The organism is Rufibacter sp. JT3400010, from assembly GCF_054956755.1.
On record NZ_JBUDXA010000001.1, the window covers coordinates 49,736 to 65,614 of the forward strand.

12 protein-coding genes are annotated in these 15,879 nt (G+C 50.4%); 8 read left to right on the top strand and 4 right to left on the bottom strand.

Annotation, left to right across the window (positions count from 1 at the left end; translation table 11 throughout):
* Nucleotides 1-167 precede the first annotated feature (167 nt).
* The 4 genes from ACY0JR_RS00165 to ACY0JR_RS00180 all read left to right on the top strand — a co-directional run bounded on the left by ACY0JR_RS00165 (nt 168) and on the right by ACY0JR_RS00180 (nt 5,199).
* Entirely contained in the window at nt 168-734 is a 567-nt protein-coding gene (locus ACY0JR_RS00165) for a pseudouridine synthase (RefSeq protein ID WP_462631763.1), read from the top strand.
* Between the two features lie 28 nt (nt 735-762).
* On the top strand, nt 763-1,464 hold the full coding sequence (locus tag ACY0JR_RS00170) for a LuxR C-terminal-related transcriptional regulator (RefSeq protein ID WP_462631764.1): 702 nt from the start codon (nt 763-765) through the stop codon (nt 1,462-1,464).
* Nucleotides 1,465-1,852: 388 nt separating this feature from the next.
* On the top strand, nt 1,853-2,704 hold the full coding sequence (locus ACY0JR_RS00175; protein WP_462631765.1) for an MBL fold metallo-hydrolase: 852 nt from the start codon (nt 1,853-1,855) through the stop codon (nt 2,702-2,704).
* A 644-nt stretch (nt 2,705-3,348) separates the two neighbouring features.
* Entirely contained in the window at nt 3,349-5,199 is a 1,851-nt protein-coding gene (locus ACY0JR_RS00180; protein ID WP_462631766.1) for a serine hydrolase domain-containing protein, read from the top strand.
* A gap of 91 nt (nt 5,200-5,290) precedes the next feature.
* Here ACY0JR_RS00180 and ACY0JR_RS00185 read toward each other — a convergent pair whose 3' ends face one another.
* On the bottom strand, nt 5,291-5,743 hold the full coding sequence (locus ACY0JR_RS00185) for a DUF1622 domain-containing protein (RefSeq protein ID WP_462631767.1): 453 nt from the start codon (nt 5,741-5,743) through the stop codon (nt 5,291-5,293).
* A 159-nt stretch (nt 5,744-5,902) separates the two neighbouring features.
* Between ACY0JR_RS00185 and msrA the strand changes: the two genes are divergently transcribed.
* Nucleotides 5,903-6,451, top strand: a complete 549-nt coding sequence (gene msrA, locus ACY0JR_RS00190) for a peptide-methionine (S)-S-oxide reductase MsrA (RefSeq protein WP_462631768.1) — start codon at nt 5,903-5,905, stop codon at nt 6,449-6,451.
* Between the two features lie 509 nt (nt 6,452-6,960).
* Here msrA and ACY0JR_RS00195 read toward each other — a convergent pair.
* Together ACY0JR_RS00195 and ACY0JR_RS00200 are read right to left on the bottom strand one after the other, a co-directional pair.
* The gene (locus ACY0JR_RS00195; protein ID WP_462631769.1) at nt 6,961-7,836 is read right to left on the bottom strand and encodes an aldo/keto reductase; all 876 of its coding nucleotides are present in this window, start codon (nt 7,834-7,836) and stop codon (nt 6,961-6,963) included.
* 104 nt (nt 7,837-7,940) lie between these two features.
* Complete coding sequence (locus ACY0JR_RS00200) at nt 7,941-9,272, bottom strand: cryptochrome/photolyase family protein (RefSeq protein ID WP_462631770.1); 1,332 nt, start codon at nt 9,270-9,272, stop codon at nt 7,941-7,943.
* Between the two features lie 191 nt (nt 9,273-9,463).
* Between ACY0JR_RS00200 and ACY0JR_RS00205 the strand changes: the two genes are divergently transcribed.
* The 3 genes from ACY0JR_RS00205 (at nt 9,464) to ACY0JR_RS00215 (ending at nt 15,067) form a co-directional block, all read left to right on the top strand.
* A complete protein-coding gene (locus ACY0JR_RS00205) occupies nt 9,464-10,225 on the top strand; it encodes a Mut7-C RNAse domain-containing protein (RefSeq protein WP_462631771.1) in 762 nt (253 codons plus the stop codon).
* Between the two features lie 501 nt (nt 10,226-10,726).
* Entirely contained in the window at nt 10,727-11,677 is a 951-nt protein-coding gene (locus tag ACY0JR_RS00210) for a UTP--glucose-1-phosphate uridylyltransferase (RefSeq protein WP_462631772.1), read from the top strand.
* Nucleotides 11,678-11,737: 60 nt separating this feature from the next.
* Nucleotides 11,738-15,067, top strand: a complete 3,330-nt coding sequence (locus ACY0JR_RS00215; protein WP_462631773.1) for a UTP--glucose-1-phosphate uridylyltransferase — start codon at nt 11,738-11,740, stop codon at nt 15,065-15,067.
* Nucleotides 15,068-15,344: 277 nt separating this feature from the next.
* Here ACY0JR_RS00215 and ACY0JR_RS00220 read toward each other — a convergent pair whose 3' ends face one another.
* Entirely contained in the window at nt 15,345-15,851 is a 507-nt protein-coding gene (locus tag ACY0JR_RS00220) for a 2'-5' RNA ligase family protein (protein ID WP_462631774.1), read from the bottom strand.
* Nucleotides 15,852-15,879: the final 28 nt, after the last annotated feature.

The window sequence follows — 15,879 nt, forward strand, 5'->3', positions numbered from 1 at the left end:
AGAGGCGAGCGAATGTGAGTGATAGTTCAATCTAATGAACGGCTGATTTCCCAAAAACTGGACAAAACATCTATTTTATTTCCATTTTTGGCCTTATTTACGCAAATTAGCCTGTAAATACCCCCAAATCCTTGGCTGTTCCAGAATATACCCATCGTCATTTCATCTTGCACAAACCTTTTGGCTACCTCAGTCAATTCATCGGCAATCCTAAAAACAAGAAGTTGCTGGGCGATTTGTATGCGTTTCCGGCGGGTACCATGGCCATTGGAAGGTTAGACCAGGACAGCGAAGGGCTGCTACTACTCACCACAGACGGTAAAATGAGCGAGCACGTGCGAAGCCGGAAGGTGGAAAAAGAGTACTACGCCCAGGTAGATGGTCTCATCACACCAGAGGCCCTGGAGCAACTGCGGCAAGGCGGCATTGAGATTTCACACGAAAAACAACCATATTTTACTTTGCCCTGCGCGGCCTATCGGTTAGACCCAGCGCCCATTTTTCCGGAGCGGTCCCGACGAGTGCGCGATGACCGGCACGGGCCCACCAGTTGGGTTTCCATTACCCTCACAGAAGGCAAGAACCGGCAGGTCAGGAAAATGACGGCGGCGGTGGGCTTTCCAACCCTCCGGCTTATACGAGTGAGAATTGGAGATATTGAGATAGGAAAATTGCCGTCTGGTCACGTCATAGAAGTGCCGGAGTTTGCTTTGGCGGCAGGGCAAAACGTTTAAATACAAGAATTAATAAGAAAAGAGTTGCATGAAGAATACGGTGAAGAAGAATGATGAGGTGGAAAAGCTTCAGGAACAACTTACAGCCATGCAGGAGAAATGTGCTTTTCTGGAGAGAATCATTCATGAGGTGCCGGCCAACATCTACGTGTCTGACCTGCATAACGGCGTAACCTGGTGCAATAAAACCAATGAGGAAACGCTGGGCTATACCCTGGAAGAGATCAAAGAGATGGGGACCATGGCCTACATGCAGCAGATTGTACACCCAGAGGACCTGAACATTCCTGAAGACAGCATCTCGCATTACCAGGAATTTACCGGAGCCGAATTTGGTGGAGTTTTCCGGGCCCGGCACAAAGCCCAGAAAGAATACCGGTGGTTTATTGGCTGGGCCAAGGCCTTCTGCCATGACCAAGACGGGCACGTGAAGGAGATTCTTTGCGTAGATGTGGACTTGAGCCCCCGCATGAGCACCGAAAAACAGTTGATTACCGCCCTTCGGGAAAACCTGAAGCATAAAAACGAACTTCTTTTCAAAAGTCTGAGCAAGCGCGAAACCGAAGTACTGTCTATGGTTTGCAAAGGGAAAAGCTCTAAAGCCATCGCCGATCAACTTTACCTAAGTGTACACACCGTGAATACCCACCGGCGGAACATTCAGTCCCGGCTGGGTACCGCCAATGTAGCAGATCTGGTGGCTTTGGCTAAGGAAGCAGGATTGGGGTAAGCTAGATTTCCTTTCCCCTATTTCCACACGGTACTGCCCCTAATTAATTAGGCAGAAATAAAGTATCTTCTTCTCTCCCTGTCATCCTGAAAGGATCTTGTGGACGAACTAGAAAAGCTGCAAATAAACGCCATTGCCGTTCGCTCACAAGATCCTTTCAGGATGACAAAATAGGTGTTTAGTTTGTCATTAACCTTAGTCCTGCTCCTGTTTAACTTTCTTCTATTTACCCATTTCGAAGCTGATTTATGAAAAACGGCTCTGAAACACGCGCAAACTTATAGCTGATTTTTAAGTCGAAATATATCTTAGGTTAAGCTTGTTCCTTGGGCTGTAACACTTCTGAACTGTTGGCGTTTAGAAAAACCTAACCAACCCGCTACAGAAGATGGACTCAAACATGCGCCAAAGCGAAGACAATAAATTCATTCCCATGACCTCTGTCTCTTCGGGCAAAGCCTGGCAGGTAAGACCAGATGTCTACTACTACACCAACCAGATTGTCAACTTTGTGATGATAGGTACTGCCGCGCACTGGGTCTTGGTAGATGCTGGTATGCCAAAATCATCCGAAGAAATAAAGGAAGTAGTGGAGAGTATCTTCGGAAAGGATGCGAAACCAGCAGCTATTGTTCTGACGCACGGCCACTTTGACCACGTAGGCGGATTGGTGGGTTTGCTGGAAGCCTGGCAGGTGCCCGTGTATGCGCACCCGTATGAGTTCCCCTTCCTGACCGGCAAACAGGCCTACCCAGAACCAGACGTGACCGTGGAAGGAGGGATGCTGGCCAAAATTTCAGCTATTTACCCCAATGAACCCATTGACATCAGCGAAGCTAACTTGCTGCCCCTGCCCAAGGACGGAACCATTCCTGTGTTACCAGACTGGCACTGGGTGTTTGTACCCGGCCACTCGCCAGGGCAGGTAGCCCTTTTCCGGGAAACCGACCGCACCCTCATCTCCGCCGATGCCGTCATTACCGTCAAACAGGATTCGTTTTACAAAGTCCTCATGCAGGTAGAAGAAATACAAGGCCCGCCCCGCTACCTCACCACCGACTGGCAAGCCGCCTGGGAATCGGTTCGGAAACTAGCCGCGCTCAACCCCCAACTGATTGTACCCGGCCACGGGAAATATATGGAAGGCGAAGCACTCACCAAAGGCCTGCAAAAGCTGGTAGATGAGTTCGAAACCATCGCCATCCCCAAACACGGTAAGTTTGTGGATGATCAGGAATAGAATATCTATCTAGGTTATTTATTTCTTGAAGCCTCTCTCATGTCTTGGTAGTACCTTCCATGGCTTGAGAGAGGCTTAATTCGTTTTCTTTGGTTGTCTCGTTTCCTTGATCAGTCTCACTTCCTCCGCTTATCCCGTTTCCTTGGCCTGTTCCCTGACAAGCCAAACCAATATTGACAGGATTTCACTTGAAAGTATCGGTCTGTCAGGGGACAGGCCGAGGAAAGGGATTGAACAGGTTGATTAAAGACAACTTGGTTCAATTACTTATAGTCACGGAAGTAACTTCCGTGCCATAGATGTTTTCGAGGGAATAGAGTGACATAGATGCTTGCAAAAAAAAACATAGTTCAAGTTTTCGACTTGGACCCATAATGGTCGGAAGTTTGCAACTTCCGTGAAGCGAAAGCCTCAAAAACGTTTGCTGCACCATCAATAGAAGTCAGTACGCAGCTAACAACCCTCACAAACCTTTCCAGTTACTTAAACGGGGCTGCCTTACACTTCTCACACCAATGGAGAAGACATTAACAGCCATTTTTTCCTAAATTGCCCTTCTTCCTAAATCTCGTATTCCTGCGGGTAGTATCATGCTCAAGTGTGAAAAGGCACTTCATGCATCTGCCTGGTTCAATTCATAACACATGTATTCAAAAGCGGTAAAAAGTTCTGTTCTCCAGAGTATTCTGGTGTTGGTGATTTTGACTAGTTTTTCCTGCGGTACCCTGGCGCAGCGGAATGAAAACAAGAAAAGCCAGACCTGGCTGCAGCAACACAAAGACGCCATCAAGAACACGGTGTTGCTCAACAACCAGAGTGGAGTGGTTCCCCTCAAGAATCTGGAGCAGAAGATAGCGAGTGTTTCCTTGAATGTGACCTACGCGGCTCAGTTTGACAGTTTACTGAATAAGTACACCAGTGTCACGGCGTTTCCCGCGGCAGTGTATGTCCAGAACAATTCTTTTGCCCCACTGCTCAGCGCGTTGGCAGGGTTTCAGACGGTGATTGTGCAGGTTGAGGCTTCAGCGCTGGGCAATAAAAAGAACCTGGACTTTCTGTTGCAACTCCAGAGCCAGAAGCGACTGGTACTCGCGGTGTTTGGTAAACCGGAGCACCTGGCCTATGCCGAACCTTTGACGGCTCCTATCATCTGGTCTGAGAAAGAAACAGCGGCCACGGCGACGTATGCGGCCCAACTTATCTTCGGGGGCGTGGCGGCTTCGGGTACTTTGCCCACTATGATCTCCACTAAATTCAAGAAGGGAGATGGTTTTAAAACCACGGCCATTCGGTTGGAATACAGCGTTCCGGAGGAAGTGGGCATCAAAACCTCTGACTTGCAGCCCTCCATTGACGGCATTGTGGCCGAGGCGATCAGAGAGCAGGCTACGCCGGGAGCGGTGGTGCTGGTGGCCAAAAACGGAAAGGTCATTTTTCAGAAAGCCTACGGGTCGCACACCTATGAGAATACCCAGCCCACCCAGATCACAGATATTTTCGACCTCGCTTCGGTAACCAAAGTGTCGGCTACAACTATGGCGGTGATGAACCTGTATGACCAGCAGAAAATGGCCTTAGATTCTTCTTTCGCGTTTTATGTGCCTTCCGCCAAAAACACCAATAAAGCCGGTATCAAAATTCGGGAGTTGCTGCTACACCAGTCCGGGTTACCGGCGGGCGTAAACTTGCCGCTCCAGGCCCAGGATGTAAGTCCCGTACCCACGGACTACTACACCGTGAAAGCAGGAGACAGCGCTTACATCAGGAAAGACTATTTCAAAGAGGTGATCTGGCCCCGTATGCTCAACGCCAAAATGGGCGTGAAAGACAAGTACGTCTACGCCGATGTGAGCATGTATTACCTCAAAGAGGCAGTAGAAAATCAAGCGCATATGTCCCTGGATTCCTTCGTGGCGAAGAACTTCTATGGGCCGCTGGGCATGCAAACGGCCGGTTTCCTGCCCTTGAATCGTTTCCCCCAGAGCCGCATTGTGCCCACTGAAATAGACGCCAGTTTCCGGAAAATGCTGCTGAGAGGCTACGTGCACGATGGCGGTGCGGCGCGCATGGGCGGTGTATCTGGACACGCCGGTCTTTTCGCCACCGCTAATGACCTTGCCATTCTGTACCAGATGATGCTCAATGGCGGCACCTATGGCGGAAAACAATACCTCAAACCCGAGACGGTGCAACTGTTCACCTCCAAGCAATCAAAGGTGAGCCGCAGAGGCCTGGGCTTTGACCGTTGGGACCCAGACACTACCCAAAAGTACCCGTCCACTTTGGCCACGCCAGAAACCTACGGCCACACCGGTTACACCGGAACCTGCATCTGGGTAGACCCTAAAAACGAGTTGGTCTATGTGTTCCTTTCCAACCGGGTGCATCCCAAAGTATCTAACAAGTTATTGTCCCTGCGCACCAGACAGCGTATTCTGGATGCCATCTACCAGGCCATTGAGAAAGGCGATGATCTCTCGGCTTCTAAAAAGTAGGGGCAATCCCTCGTGGTTGCCCTAAGCGTTATGTGATCGTGCATGAAAGGGCAACCACATGGGATTGCCCCTACAATCTGCATGCTTGTGGTTATTCGGGCTTTTTGAAATGGTTTGTGTCAGGAATCATGGTTTTATCTATCGCTCCATCTGCCTCGGCTTTCTTCTCTTCTTTCATCTCCTGCGCCAGAAAGTAATTGAGGGCTGTTCTGATCACGGCAATGGCGCCAAGTTTACCAATTTGGTCCCAGGAAGGAGCGATGGCGGTGGAGAGGATATCGGCACCAAGCTGGAATTCCAAGGCCAAGGCCAGATAGCGTGCCAGCACCAACCGTATTTTGTTGTAACTTTCCACCTGCGGCGGAAACAAGCCTTTGATGATGTGATAAAGGGCGATGAGCACGCCTACGCCAATAATTAAAGCCCCAATGGTTTCAATGAAGAGCTTCAGGCCCTGCACCCCCTGAATAATCGTTTCTTCTATTCCGCCGAAAGTAGATTCCGGAGCTGGGGCAGCCGGTTGGTGCTGTAGAAAGTAGGGCATATGTTTGTCTATTTAGAAGCCGATTTTCCTTAAACGGTGTTTTTGGGACTTCCGGTTTTAAGCTACTTTTAGAAAAACTGCTCCAAAGCGGGGGCGCAACAAAAGTGAAGAGAATGAGTTTACAGCTAAATACTACCTCTTGCCGTAAAATAGAACATCATGGAATCTACGCAAAACGATAAGCAATATGAAGTCGCCACGTTTGCGGGCGGCTGTTTCTGGTGCATGGTGAAGCCTTTTCACAAATACGAGGGCGTGGTGGAAGTCGTCTCGGGGTATACGGGCGGTCACGTGCCCAACCCTACCTATGAGCAGGTCTGTTCCGAAACCACGGGGCACTACGAGGCCGTGCAGGTGACGTTTGACCCGGAGGTGATTTCCTATCCTGAGATCGTAAACATCTTCTGGGAATCCATTGACCCCACAGATGCGGGAGGCCAGTTCGGTGACCGGGGCTCTTCCTATAGAACCGCCATTTTCTACCACTCAGAACAGCAGAAAGAACAAGCCCAGAAATCCAAAGAGGAAATCCAGCGGAATGGTCCGTTTGAAACACCCATTGTAACGCCCATCCTTCCGGCCGCACCCTTCTACAGAGCCGAAGAGTACCATCAGGATTATTACAGAAAAAATCCCGGCCATTACGGAAGGTATTTTGTAGGTTCCGGCAGAGCCGGGTTTCTGGAAAGAAACTGGCGTAAAGAGTAAGGTTTGCAAACGCATAATACAAGCAACAGAAGAGGAGCTACTCAGTAGCTCCTCTTCTGTTAATATCCTAGCGTAGAACCCAATCAAAGTGTTTAAAATGATTATAGAACTTAATTGCCTTGTCTTAACCAAGATTTTATGTTTTGACTAAAAGACAGCTTTTCCCTCGCTCGCCTCTGGCGAGAGTGAGCTACTTTCGGCCTCTGGCCGATATATTGCATAACCTACTCCGGTCTTAATGTGGCGAGACGCCGCAGGTAGCTCACACTCGCCAGAGGCGAGCGAGGGGACTATAAAGTCCGGTTTTTAAGTAGGAGGAACAATTATGGCGCGGAAGTATGCTACTCCCAGGCAGAAAGACTCAAATACGTAGTGAAGCTATTTTGCGGAAACTGGCTTAAAACGGAAAACCTGTGAGGTCTTCAAGACTTCACAGGTTTAGAATTAACGTGCTGCACTCTAACCATTTTACAAGCGCAAGCTCATGTCATACTAGAAGGAACTCTGGCTTAGCTGGTGAAAGAATCAGAGCCAATCTGGTTAAGCGTTTCATAATCTTCCTCTGAAAGAGGAATAGCACCGGCCTGGAAGTTTTCTTCCAAATGCTTCACCTTGGAGGTTCCCGGAATAAGCAAAATGTTGGGTGAGCGGTGCAGAAGCCAGCTCAGGGCAATCTGGTGGGGAGTGGCATTATACTTTTGAGCTACCCGGTCAAGGGTTTCTTGCGCTTTCATGTTTCCGCCGCCCAGCGGGTACCACGGAATAAAAGCAATGGCGTTGTCTTCGCAGTACATGAGCTCGGCTTCCCATTTGCGGTTGTCAAAGCTGTACATGTTCTGTACTGACACCACCTCTACAAACTTCTGCGCCTGCTGAATCTGCTCAACCGTAACCTCAGACAGACCTATGTGTTTGATGAGACCCTGTTCCTGGGCATCCTGCAAAAACTCCAGCGTCTGTTCAAACGGAACCTCGGGGTCCACGCGGTGCAATTGGTACAAATCTATTCGGTCTAATTTCAGGCGCTGCAAACTGCCTTCCAGGGCTTCTTTGAGGTGGTCTGGTTTGGCATTGATGGGCCATTGGTTGGGACCGGTCCGCAGCAAGCCGCCTTTGGTGCCAATGACTAAGTCTTTGGGGTAAGGGTAGAGCGCCTCGGCAATAAGTTCTTCTGAGATGTTGGGGCCGTAAGAGTCGGCGGTGTCAATGAAGTTGATGCCTAGTTCCACGGTTCGTTGCAGAACTCTAATACATTCTTCCCGGTCTTTGGGTGGTCCCCAGATGCCATCACCGGTGATCCGCATGGCCCCGTAGCCCATGCGGTTAATGGGAAGGTCAGCGCCCAGGTTAAAAGTAGGTTGGTATGTTTTTGGTGTCTGTGCCATGTTCGTACATAATAAGGATGGTCTATGAATGTACCGGTTTGTTTAAAAGAAGTTTTAGGAATTCCGTTACCCAAATGATACCACGCACGGACTTTCTTCTTCGGTTAAGAACCAGACCCGGTGCCCCGGGCTTTGTTTAACGCACTTTTATACGCTTTCAAAACTCTGTCGCGGGCAAAGGCATGGTCTACCATAGGCGCAGGATAGGCCGAGGTGCCCAGTTCCGGAATCCACTTTCTGATGTACTCCTGCTGTTTGTCGAACTTTTTGGTCTGGGTCTCAGGATTGAAGACCCTGAAGTAAGGGGCGGCATCACACCCGGTTCCGGCGCACCACTGCCAGTTTCCGTTGTTGGCGGCTAAGTCATAATCCAGCAGCTTATGAGCAAAGTATGTTTCGCCCCAACGGTAGTCAATGAGCAGGTGTTTGACCAGAAAGCTGGCCGCAATCATGCGCACGCGGTTGTGCATGAAGCCGGTGGCGTTGAGTTCCCGCATGCCGGCATCTACAATGGGGTAGCCGGTGGTTCCCGCGCACCAACGTTCAAAGGCTTCTTCCTGGTTCAGCCACTCCATCTGCTCATATTCCAGGTGGAAGGGCCGGTGTACCACCTGCGGGAAATGGAATAGAATCATCATGAAGAATTCGCGCCAGATGAGTTCTCCCAGCCAGACCGCGTTCAATTGCAGCGCTTGCCTGGCCAGCACGCGTACACTTATGGTCCCAAACCGCAGGTGCAAACCCAACCGCGACGTGCCCGGCAGAAAAGGCAGGTCCCGGGTTTGGTCATAGTTCTTGATAATAGATTCCGGCACTTCCAGCGAGGGAAACAAGGCCTCAGAACTTCTCCTGAACCCCAGGGTTTCCAAGGCGGGAACAGGAAAAGGAGTAGTCTGAAAGTAATGCTGCTGGTAGCGTTCGTTTGGATAGGAGGAAAGATAGAAGTTAGATAGTTTACCCAGCCACTTCCGCTTGTAGGCCCCAAATACACGGTACGGAGAGCCGTCGTCTTTCACTACTTCGCTATTCTCGAAAATGACCTGGTCTTTATACGTTTTGAAGGGAATTCCCTTCCTTTCCAGCAGCGCGGCTACTTGCTGGTCACGGGTGATGGCCGCCGGTTCGTAGTCATGGTTGGCGTAGACTGCCTGTAGTTGGTACTGTTCTGAAAGCTCCATTAAAACTTCCATCGGCTTGCCGAATTTTACCAGCAGGGAAGAGCCTAAGGCTTGGAGTTGCGTGTCTAACGTGGTGACCACCTCATGAATGAATTCCACGCGGCGGTCCTGGTCTGTGGGCAACTGCTCCAGAATCTCCTGGTCAAAGATAAAGAGTGGTAAAACAGGGTAACCCGAAGTGAGGGCGTGATACAGTCCGGCATTGTCTGTGAGACGCAAATCTCGCCGGAACCAGAAAAGAACGATAGGTACTTGCAAAGGTCGGTTTGTAAAGGAGAAGGTTCCACATGCATAACTTCTGAACAGGAGGAATGTTTCAACTTGCGCCATTTTACGGCTAGTTTCTGCATTTCAGGCCAGAAACTAGCCACGCATTCACCACCTATTTACCAGGCAAACAACAACCTTTTATTCGCCCTGAAAGTAGTTTATTTATAAGCCGGGAAACTATGGTGAACGTGGCGCAACTTCTTTTTCACGGTTCTTTGAACGACTTCCTGCCCAAAGGGAAGCGGGAGCAGTGGGTGGCGTATTCTTTTGCGGGCACTCCGGCGGTAAAGGATATCATAGAAGCGTGTAATGTGCCGCACCCCGAGGTAGGAAGTATCTCGCTGAATGGGCGTGAGGCCACGTTTTCAGCCCCTTTAGACCACAGGGTCAAAGTAGAGGTTTATCCGGTGGTACCGGAAGGTGAGGGGAAACCCCTGCCGGCCTTGCAAATCCCTTCGCCCGTTCCTTCCACTTTTATTCTGGACGTGCACTTGGGCAAACTGGCCCGTTACCTGCGGCTGCTGGGCATAGATACCTTCTATGAAAACGACTATGATGATGCGACCATCGCGCATATAGCGGCCTACGAAAACCGCATTGTGCTTACCCGAGACGTAGGCTTACTGAAGCACAAGCCCATAAAATGGGGCTACTGGCTCCGTTCGCAGCATTCTGACGAACAACTCAGGGAAGTATTGGTCCGATTTGACCTTGATCGGCAGTTAGCGCCTTTTACCCGTTGTATGGCCTGCAACGGAAAGATACAGGAAGTGGAAAAGAAGACCATTGAGCACGTGTTGGAGCCGAAGACAAAGCAGTATTTTCATACTTTCTACCAATGTGTCCTTTGCCAACACGTGTACTGGAAAGGCTCTCATTTTGACAAAATGCAGTGTTTTCTGCAACGCTTAAACGTGCGGGAACAGAAGAATGAAGCTTGAACTTCTCTCGTTGGCCAACTGTGGCGCGGATTTACTTCCGTGACTATTTGAGTACAAACGTGAAAGTCACGGAAGTAAATTCGCGCCATAGTAAACAAAAAGCGAATTCTCCACTCAAAGGGAGATGCTTTGAATGGACGCAGTAGGCGTGAAGTCACAAGCAAAAGTGTTTTTGATGCCTTTCCACCAAACCAAGCTAAAATCCAAGGCTCCTCTTCATTGATAAACAAGTCGCTATGTTTTCTATGGAATAAGTAGAGGAAATTCCTGGATAACGTGCTTATCTCTAAGTAATAGTAGATACGTTTCATAAAATCACTTCAAGTCCTGAAGTTCTGAAATGGGCAATAGTAAAGGACTTTAGACCAGTTCGGCCTGCTTCGTTCCAATCAAAATCCGATTGCAACAACCTACTTGGCGTGCTACAAAGCCTATTAATAGCTTATATTAGCACCCGGAATATTGTGTTTATTCTCCAAATCATTGCTATTTAACATTTCTATGAAAATAAGAAAAGCTGTCATCACAGCTGCCGCCCGTGGCGAAAGGTTATATCCTGTGGCCGATACTGTTCAGAAAGCCATGTTGCCCGTGATTGACATTGACGGACTTCCCAAACCAGCCATCCAGATTATTGCCGAAGAGGCGTTTGCCAGCGGTATAGAGGAAATCTGCGTAATTTGCGCCCCCGGCGACGGTCCGCGTTATCAGGAAGCATTCACTTCGCTGCGGAACAACTTATTAGATTCTTTCAAAAACTCTGATTGGGCCCAGGAAGAAGCCGACAAAGTAGACAACCTGCGCACCCGCCTGCAATTCATAGAACAACAGGAGCCACTGGGCTACGGTCATGCGGTGTATAGTGCCCGTGAGTTCGTGAAAGAGGAGCCTTTTTTGCTTTTGCTGGGAGACCACTTATACGTTTCAGCCAGTGCAGAACAGCGTTGTGCGGCGCAGTTGATTAGCCTGGCAGTGCAGGAAGGCTGCGCGGTATCGGCGGTGAATCCTACCATTGAGCACCAGATCCATCGATATGGCACGCTTACGGGCAAGCACCAGCCTAACCAGAAAGGCGTGTACCAAATTGACCGCATCATAGAAAAACCCTCGTTGAGCACCGCCGAACTGGAACTGCAAACGCCGGGTTTACGGGCCGGTTATTACCTCTGCTTCTTCGGGATGCACGTGTTAACGCCTTCGGTTTTCTCTATCCTACAGACGCAGATTGAAAGCGGCAGCCAGAATGTGCAGCTAACCACGGCCTTGCAAGAGTTAGCTTCTACCGAGAAATACCTGGCGTTGGAAGTGAAAGGAAACCGCTATGATCTGAGTAAAAAGCAAGGGTTGTTGCAGGCGCAGATTGCCTTAGGTTTGGCGGGCAAAGCCCACGATGAAACACTCACCACCATGGTAGAACTTCTGGCCGAAGCCAACCAACGTCAAACGAAATAGGGTTTTACAGCAATTGGGGGCTGTGACTAGCACGCGCTTAATTGCTTATACAAGAGGCAGATGAATATCTTTATACAAACCATTACATCTACTGACCCCGCAGAACGGAACCGCTCTTTTTTCCAGATGAGCCGGAGTCTTTCTACCAGAGAGCTTTTCAAGGCCCTGCGGGAATTAGATGATTTCAGAAAAACCACCCCTAGTTTATACGACAAAGTACGTGCCATTCTCTTTTTGGCCGCGGGTTACCGCTTCTTCTTAATGGAGGCCGCAGATACTCCGTCTACCGGAAAGATTCCGTACGCTGGTTTTGAGGATTTGCTGGCCCGCCGGTTTGAGCACGCTATCACTACCTTCTTAAAGGAGATAGACACGCACGGACCCAATGCCGCTTTGTTCAGCGGTCTGGCCGAAAGCTACCATCACCTGTCTTTCCAGATATTGGCCAACCAGGTACGCAAAAGCGTGCGTTCCAGCAAAGGAAACCAGTGGATGTTCAGGGTAGGGCACCAGGAAGAGCATCCTATCAAGATTCACCCGCAATTGTTGCAGCGGCAGGAAAGCTCGCTTTTCTACCCGGTGCTGGAAGAGCAGACTTCGGTGCGCATGGACTTAACCCACAGCGGCTGGTCAGATATCTTCTTCCTGGGCATGGATTACCCCGAGGGAGCCAGGGTGCTGAACATCTCCATTAACCTGGGCGTGTTCGGACGCGACAAAGACATTCGGCCGCCGTTGCAGTCGTATGTGCGGGTCATTCCTGAGCCGGTGTTGCGGGTGACCAGCATTGACCTGAACACCTCCAAAGATATTACTGAGCTGGACGACCTGTTCAACTTCGGGAATGATTACCTGAGTCTGGTGAAAGCCGGGGTGATTGCCTCGGGCTTGATTCCGCCGTCGTTTGAAGGCACCAACCAGTCGTTACCAGATATCCTGGCCCGCATTGTGGCGCCGGGCATGGGTATTGAACTGGTGACCCGCGTGAATGATATCCCGAAAGGTTCCCGCTTTGCCGTATCTACCAACCTCTTGGGTTCCATCATTAGCTTATTGATGCGGGCTACCGGCCAAACCAAGAACCTGGTAGGCGGACTGGATGAAAGCGAACGCCGCTTGGTGGCTTCCCGCGCCATTCTGGGCGAGTGGATTGGCGGTTCAGGCGGTGGCTGGCAGGATTCCGGTGGTGTTTGGCCGGGCATCAAAGCCATTCAAGGCACCTTTGCCCAGGAAGGCGACCCCGAATTCGGAATAAGCCGTGGTACTTTGTTGCCAAGGCACCGCGTATTGCAGGGCGAAGAGATTCACCCAGAGATGGCCGATAAACTCATGAACTCGCTGGTGCTCATGCACGGCGGCATGGCTTCTAACGTGGGGCCAATTCTGGAGATGGTGACCGAGAAATACCTGCTCAGAGGCGAGAACGAGTGGGAAGCGCGGCAGCAGACTAACCAAGTGTTTGACAACATTCTGGCGGCCCTCAGAGAAGGCGACATCCGGAAGTTAGCGGCGAATACGGCGCATAATTTCGAAAAGCCCATCAAAACTATTATTCCGTGGGCTTCCACGCACTTTACCGAAGAAATCATCAAAAGAGCCAGAAAAGAGTTCGGGCACAATTACCTGGGCTTCTTAATGCTGGGCGGTATGTCGGGCGGCGGAATGGGCATGTTTGTGAACCCAGACCAATACGAGGACTACAAGGGCCGGGTGCTGGAGATCCTGCGGGCTACCAAAGCAGAACTTTCTGACTCTTTGCCGTTTGCCATGGAACCGGTAGTGTATAACTGGAACATCAACCACAAAGGCTCGTGGTCTTATCTGCACGTAGGCAACGAGGCAATGATGCCAGAGCAATACTACGCCATTCACGTGTCTGACCTGGTGAAGAAAGACCCGCAGAGCATTTCGTATGTGCGGCGGGCCGAAATTGACTTCTTCACCACGCATTGCGGGGAGAACAACGTGGCTTACCCATTGCTGCGCACCATTGTGAGCAACCTGTTCAAGGTGTCTGACCCAAGCAGCCAGGGCGGGCGCAGCAATGAAAATGAGAAAGCCGACCGCATCAAAAAAGAAAACGGCTTCGACTTTATTCAGCACGAAGAAATAAGGGAGCAGTTGCAGAAAGGTTACATCGGGTTGTCGCGCAACCGTCTGCCCAATGAGACCACCATTGAAGACGTGCAGCCGTCAGACTTAGCGAACTTGGAAAGCCTTTCCAACGCGGTGGCAACCGGTGAAAATGCCATCAAAGCAGGCAAAGTGGGCGTGTTGAGTTTGGCCGCCGGGGTTGGTAGCCGCTGGACCAAAGGAGCCGGCGTTATCAAAGCCCTGAACCCCTTTGTGGAGGTAGAAGGCGTACACCGCAGCTTCCTGGAAATCCATTTGGCGAAAACCAAAGCGGTTTCAAGTAAATACGGAGCTTTGCTGCCGCACATCGTAGCCACCAGTTACCTCACGCATGAGCCGATAAGGAAAAAGTTGGAGCTGACGCAGAAATATGGCTACGAGGGGCCAGTGTATTTGTCTACGGGCCGTTCTATTGGTCAGCGCTATGTGCCTATGGAGCGCGACTTGCGTTTTTTGTGGGAAGAAATGCCGCAGGAAACCCTGGACGAGAACAAGCAGAAAGTACGCGAATCTGGCAGAAGGTCTATGATTGATTGGGCCAAGTCTAAGGGCGAAGGTTCTGATTACGCCGACAACATTGCCTCGCAGCGTTTCTCGCCGTTAGGACACTGGTACGAGGTGTCTAACATGCTCCGGAATGGGGTGCTGGCGCAGATATTAGAAGAGAATCCGCAGTTAGAGACCCTCATGCTGCACAACATTGATACGCTGGGTGCCGACTTGAACCCAGCTGCCTTGGGGCATCACCTGGATTCCGGGAATGTGCTCACGTTTGAGGTAGTGCCGCGCCGTATTGAGGACCGCGGCGGCGGATTGGCCCGCGTGAACGGAAAAGTGCGTTTGCTGGAGGGACTGGCGCAGCCCCGCGAAGAAGACGAACTGAACCTGAGCTACTACAACACCATGACCACCTGGATTCAGATAGACCCGCTGCTGGCGTTGTTCGGGCTTACCCGCGCAGATTTACGCGGGGATGAGGCGCTGCTAGCCAAAGCCGTTAGAAGCGTGGCGCACCGCATGCCAACCTACGTGACCATCAAAGACGTGAAATACCGTTGGGGACACGGCCAGGAAGACATCTACCCAGTAGCGCAGATTGAAAAACTGTGGAGTGATATGTCGGCGTTGCCGGATCTGAAGTGTGGGTATATTGCCGTGCCGCGCCAACGCGGGCAGCAGATGAAAGACCCTGCTCAGTTAGATGCCTGGGTTACCGATGGCAGCAAAGACTACATAGTGGGGTTAGGTAAATTCTAAGAAGCACCAGTGCCAGAGGGAAGTAAGGGTCAAAATATGTGTTTTGAAAGCACGCATTTTGACCCTTACTTTTAATTCCATTTTAAAACTGATTTTGACAAAACACCCTCTAATTGTCCTCCTGAAAGGATCTTAGGGGCGAGCGAGAATTGCTCTAAAGCAACGCTACCACCGTCTGCCCCCAAATTCCTTTCAGGAGGACTAAGGGGAGATGATCGCTTCCGTTGCTTTCCTTCAAGGCTTACTCCGTTCCTGTTTTTTAGCTGTTTTCGGGTTTTTAGCCTAGAAAAGGAAACTCCTGGTAGAACTTCCAGGGGCCGCCTTCATATTCCCAAAGGGTGAAGCCTGTGCCGGTGATCTCAAACGGTTGGAACGTACTTCTTAACTCATTCTCCAGTGCTTTGGCTACCTCGGGCTTTACCTTGTTCTGAATGGTGATGTGCGGGCGCAGTTTCTGTATGTCCTGCGGCGTCAGGAAAGGTTCCCATTGCCGCTGCAACACTTTGTGCAGTTGCTGTAGTGCTTCGCTTCTAATTCTGTAGGCCACTCCATTCCCCAGGCTCATCAACTCGGTCACTTCTAATGGTAGTTGCGTCTGCTTTTGACACACGTCTGCCAGCAGTTCGGTTATCCTGTTTTCTGCCGGAGGAAGGTGGTGAAACAAGGTAAGATGCGCCTTCAGAAAATTCCGCTCCCGCGGAAAATGCTTGTCCCGCAACTCAGAAAAGAACTCAAATGCTTCGAGGTTTAGCGTGAGCGTTAGGATGAGCGGGTTTGTTGGCATGTGTTAAATACTTTGTGATTTAAGTAGA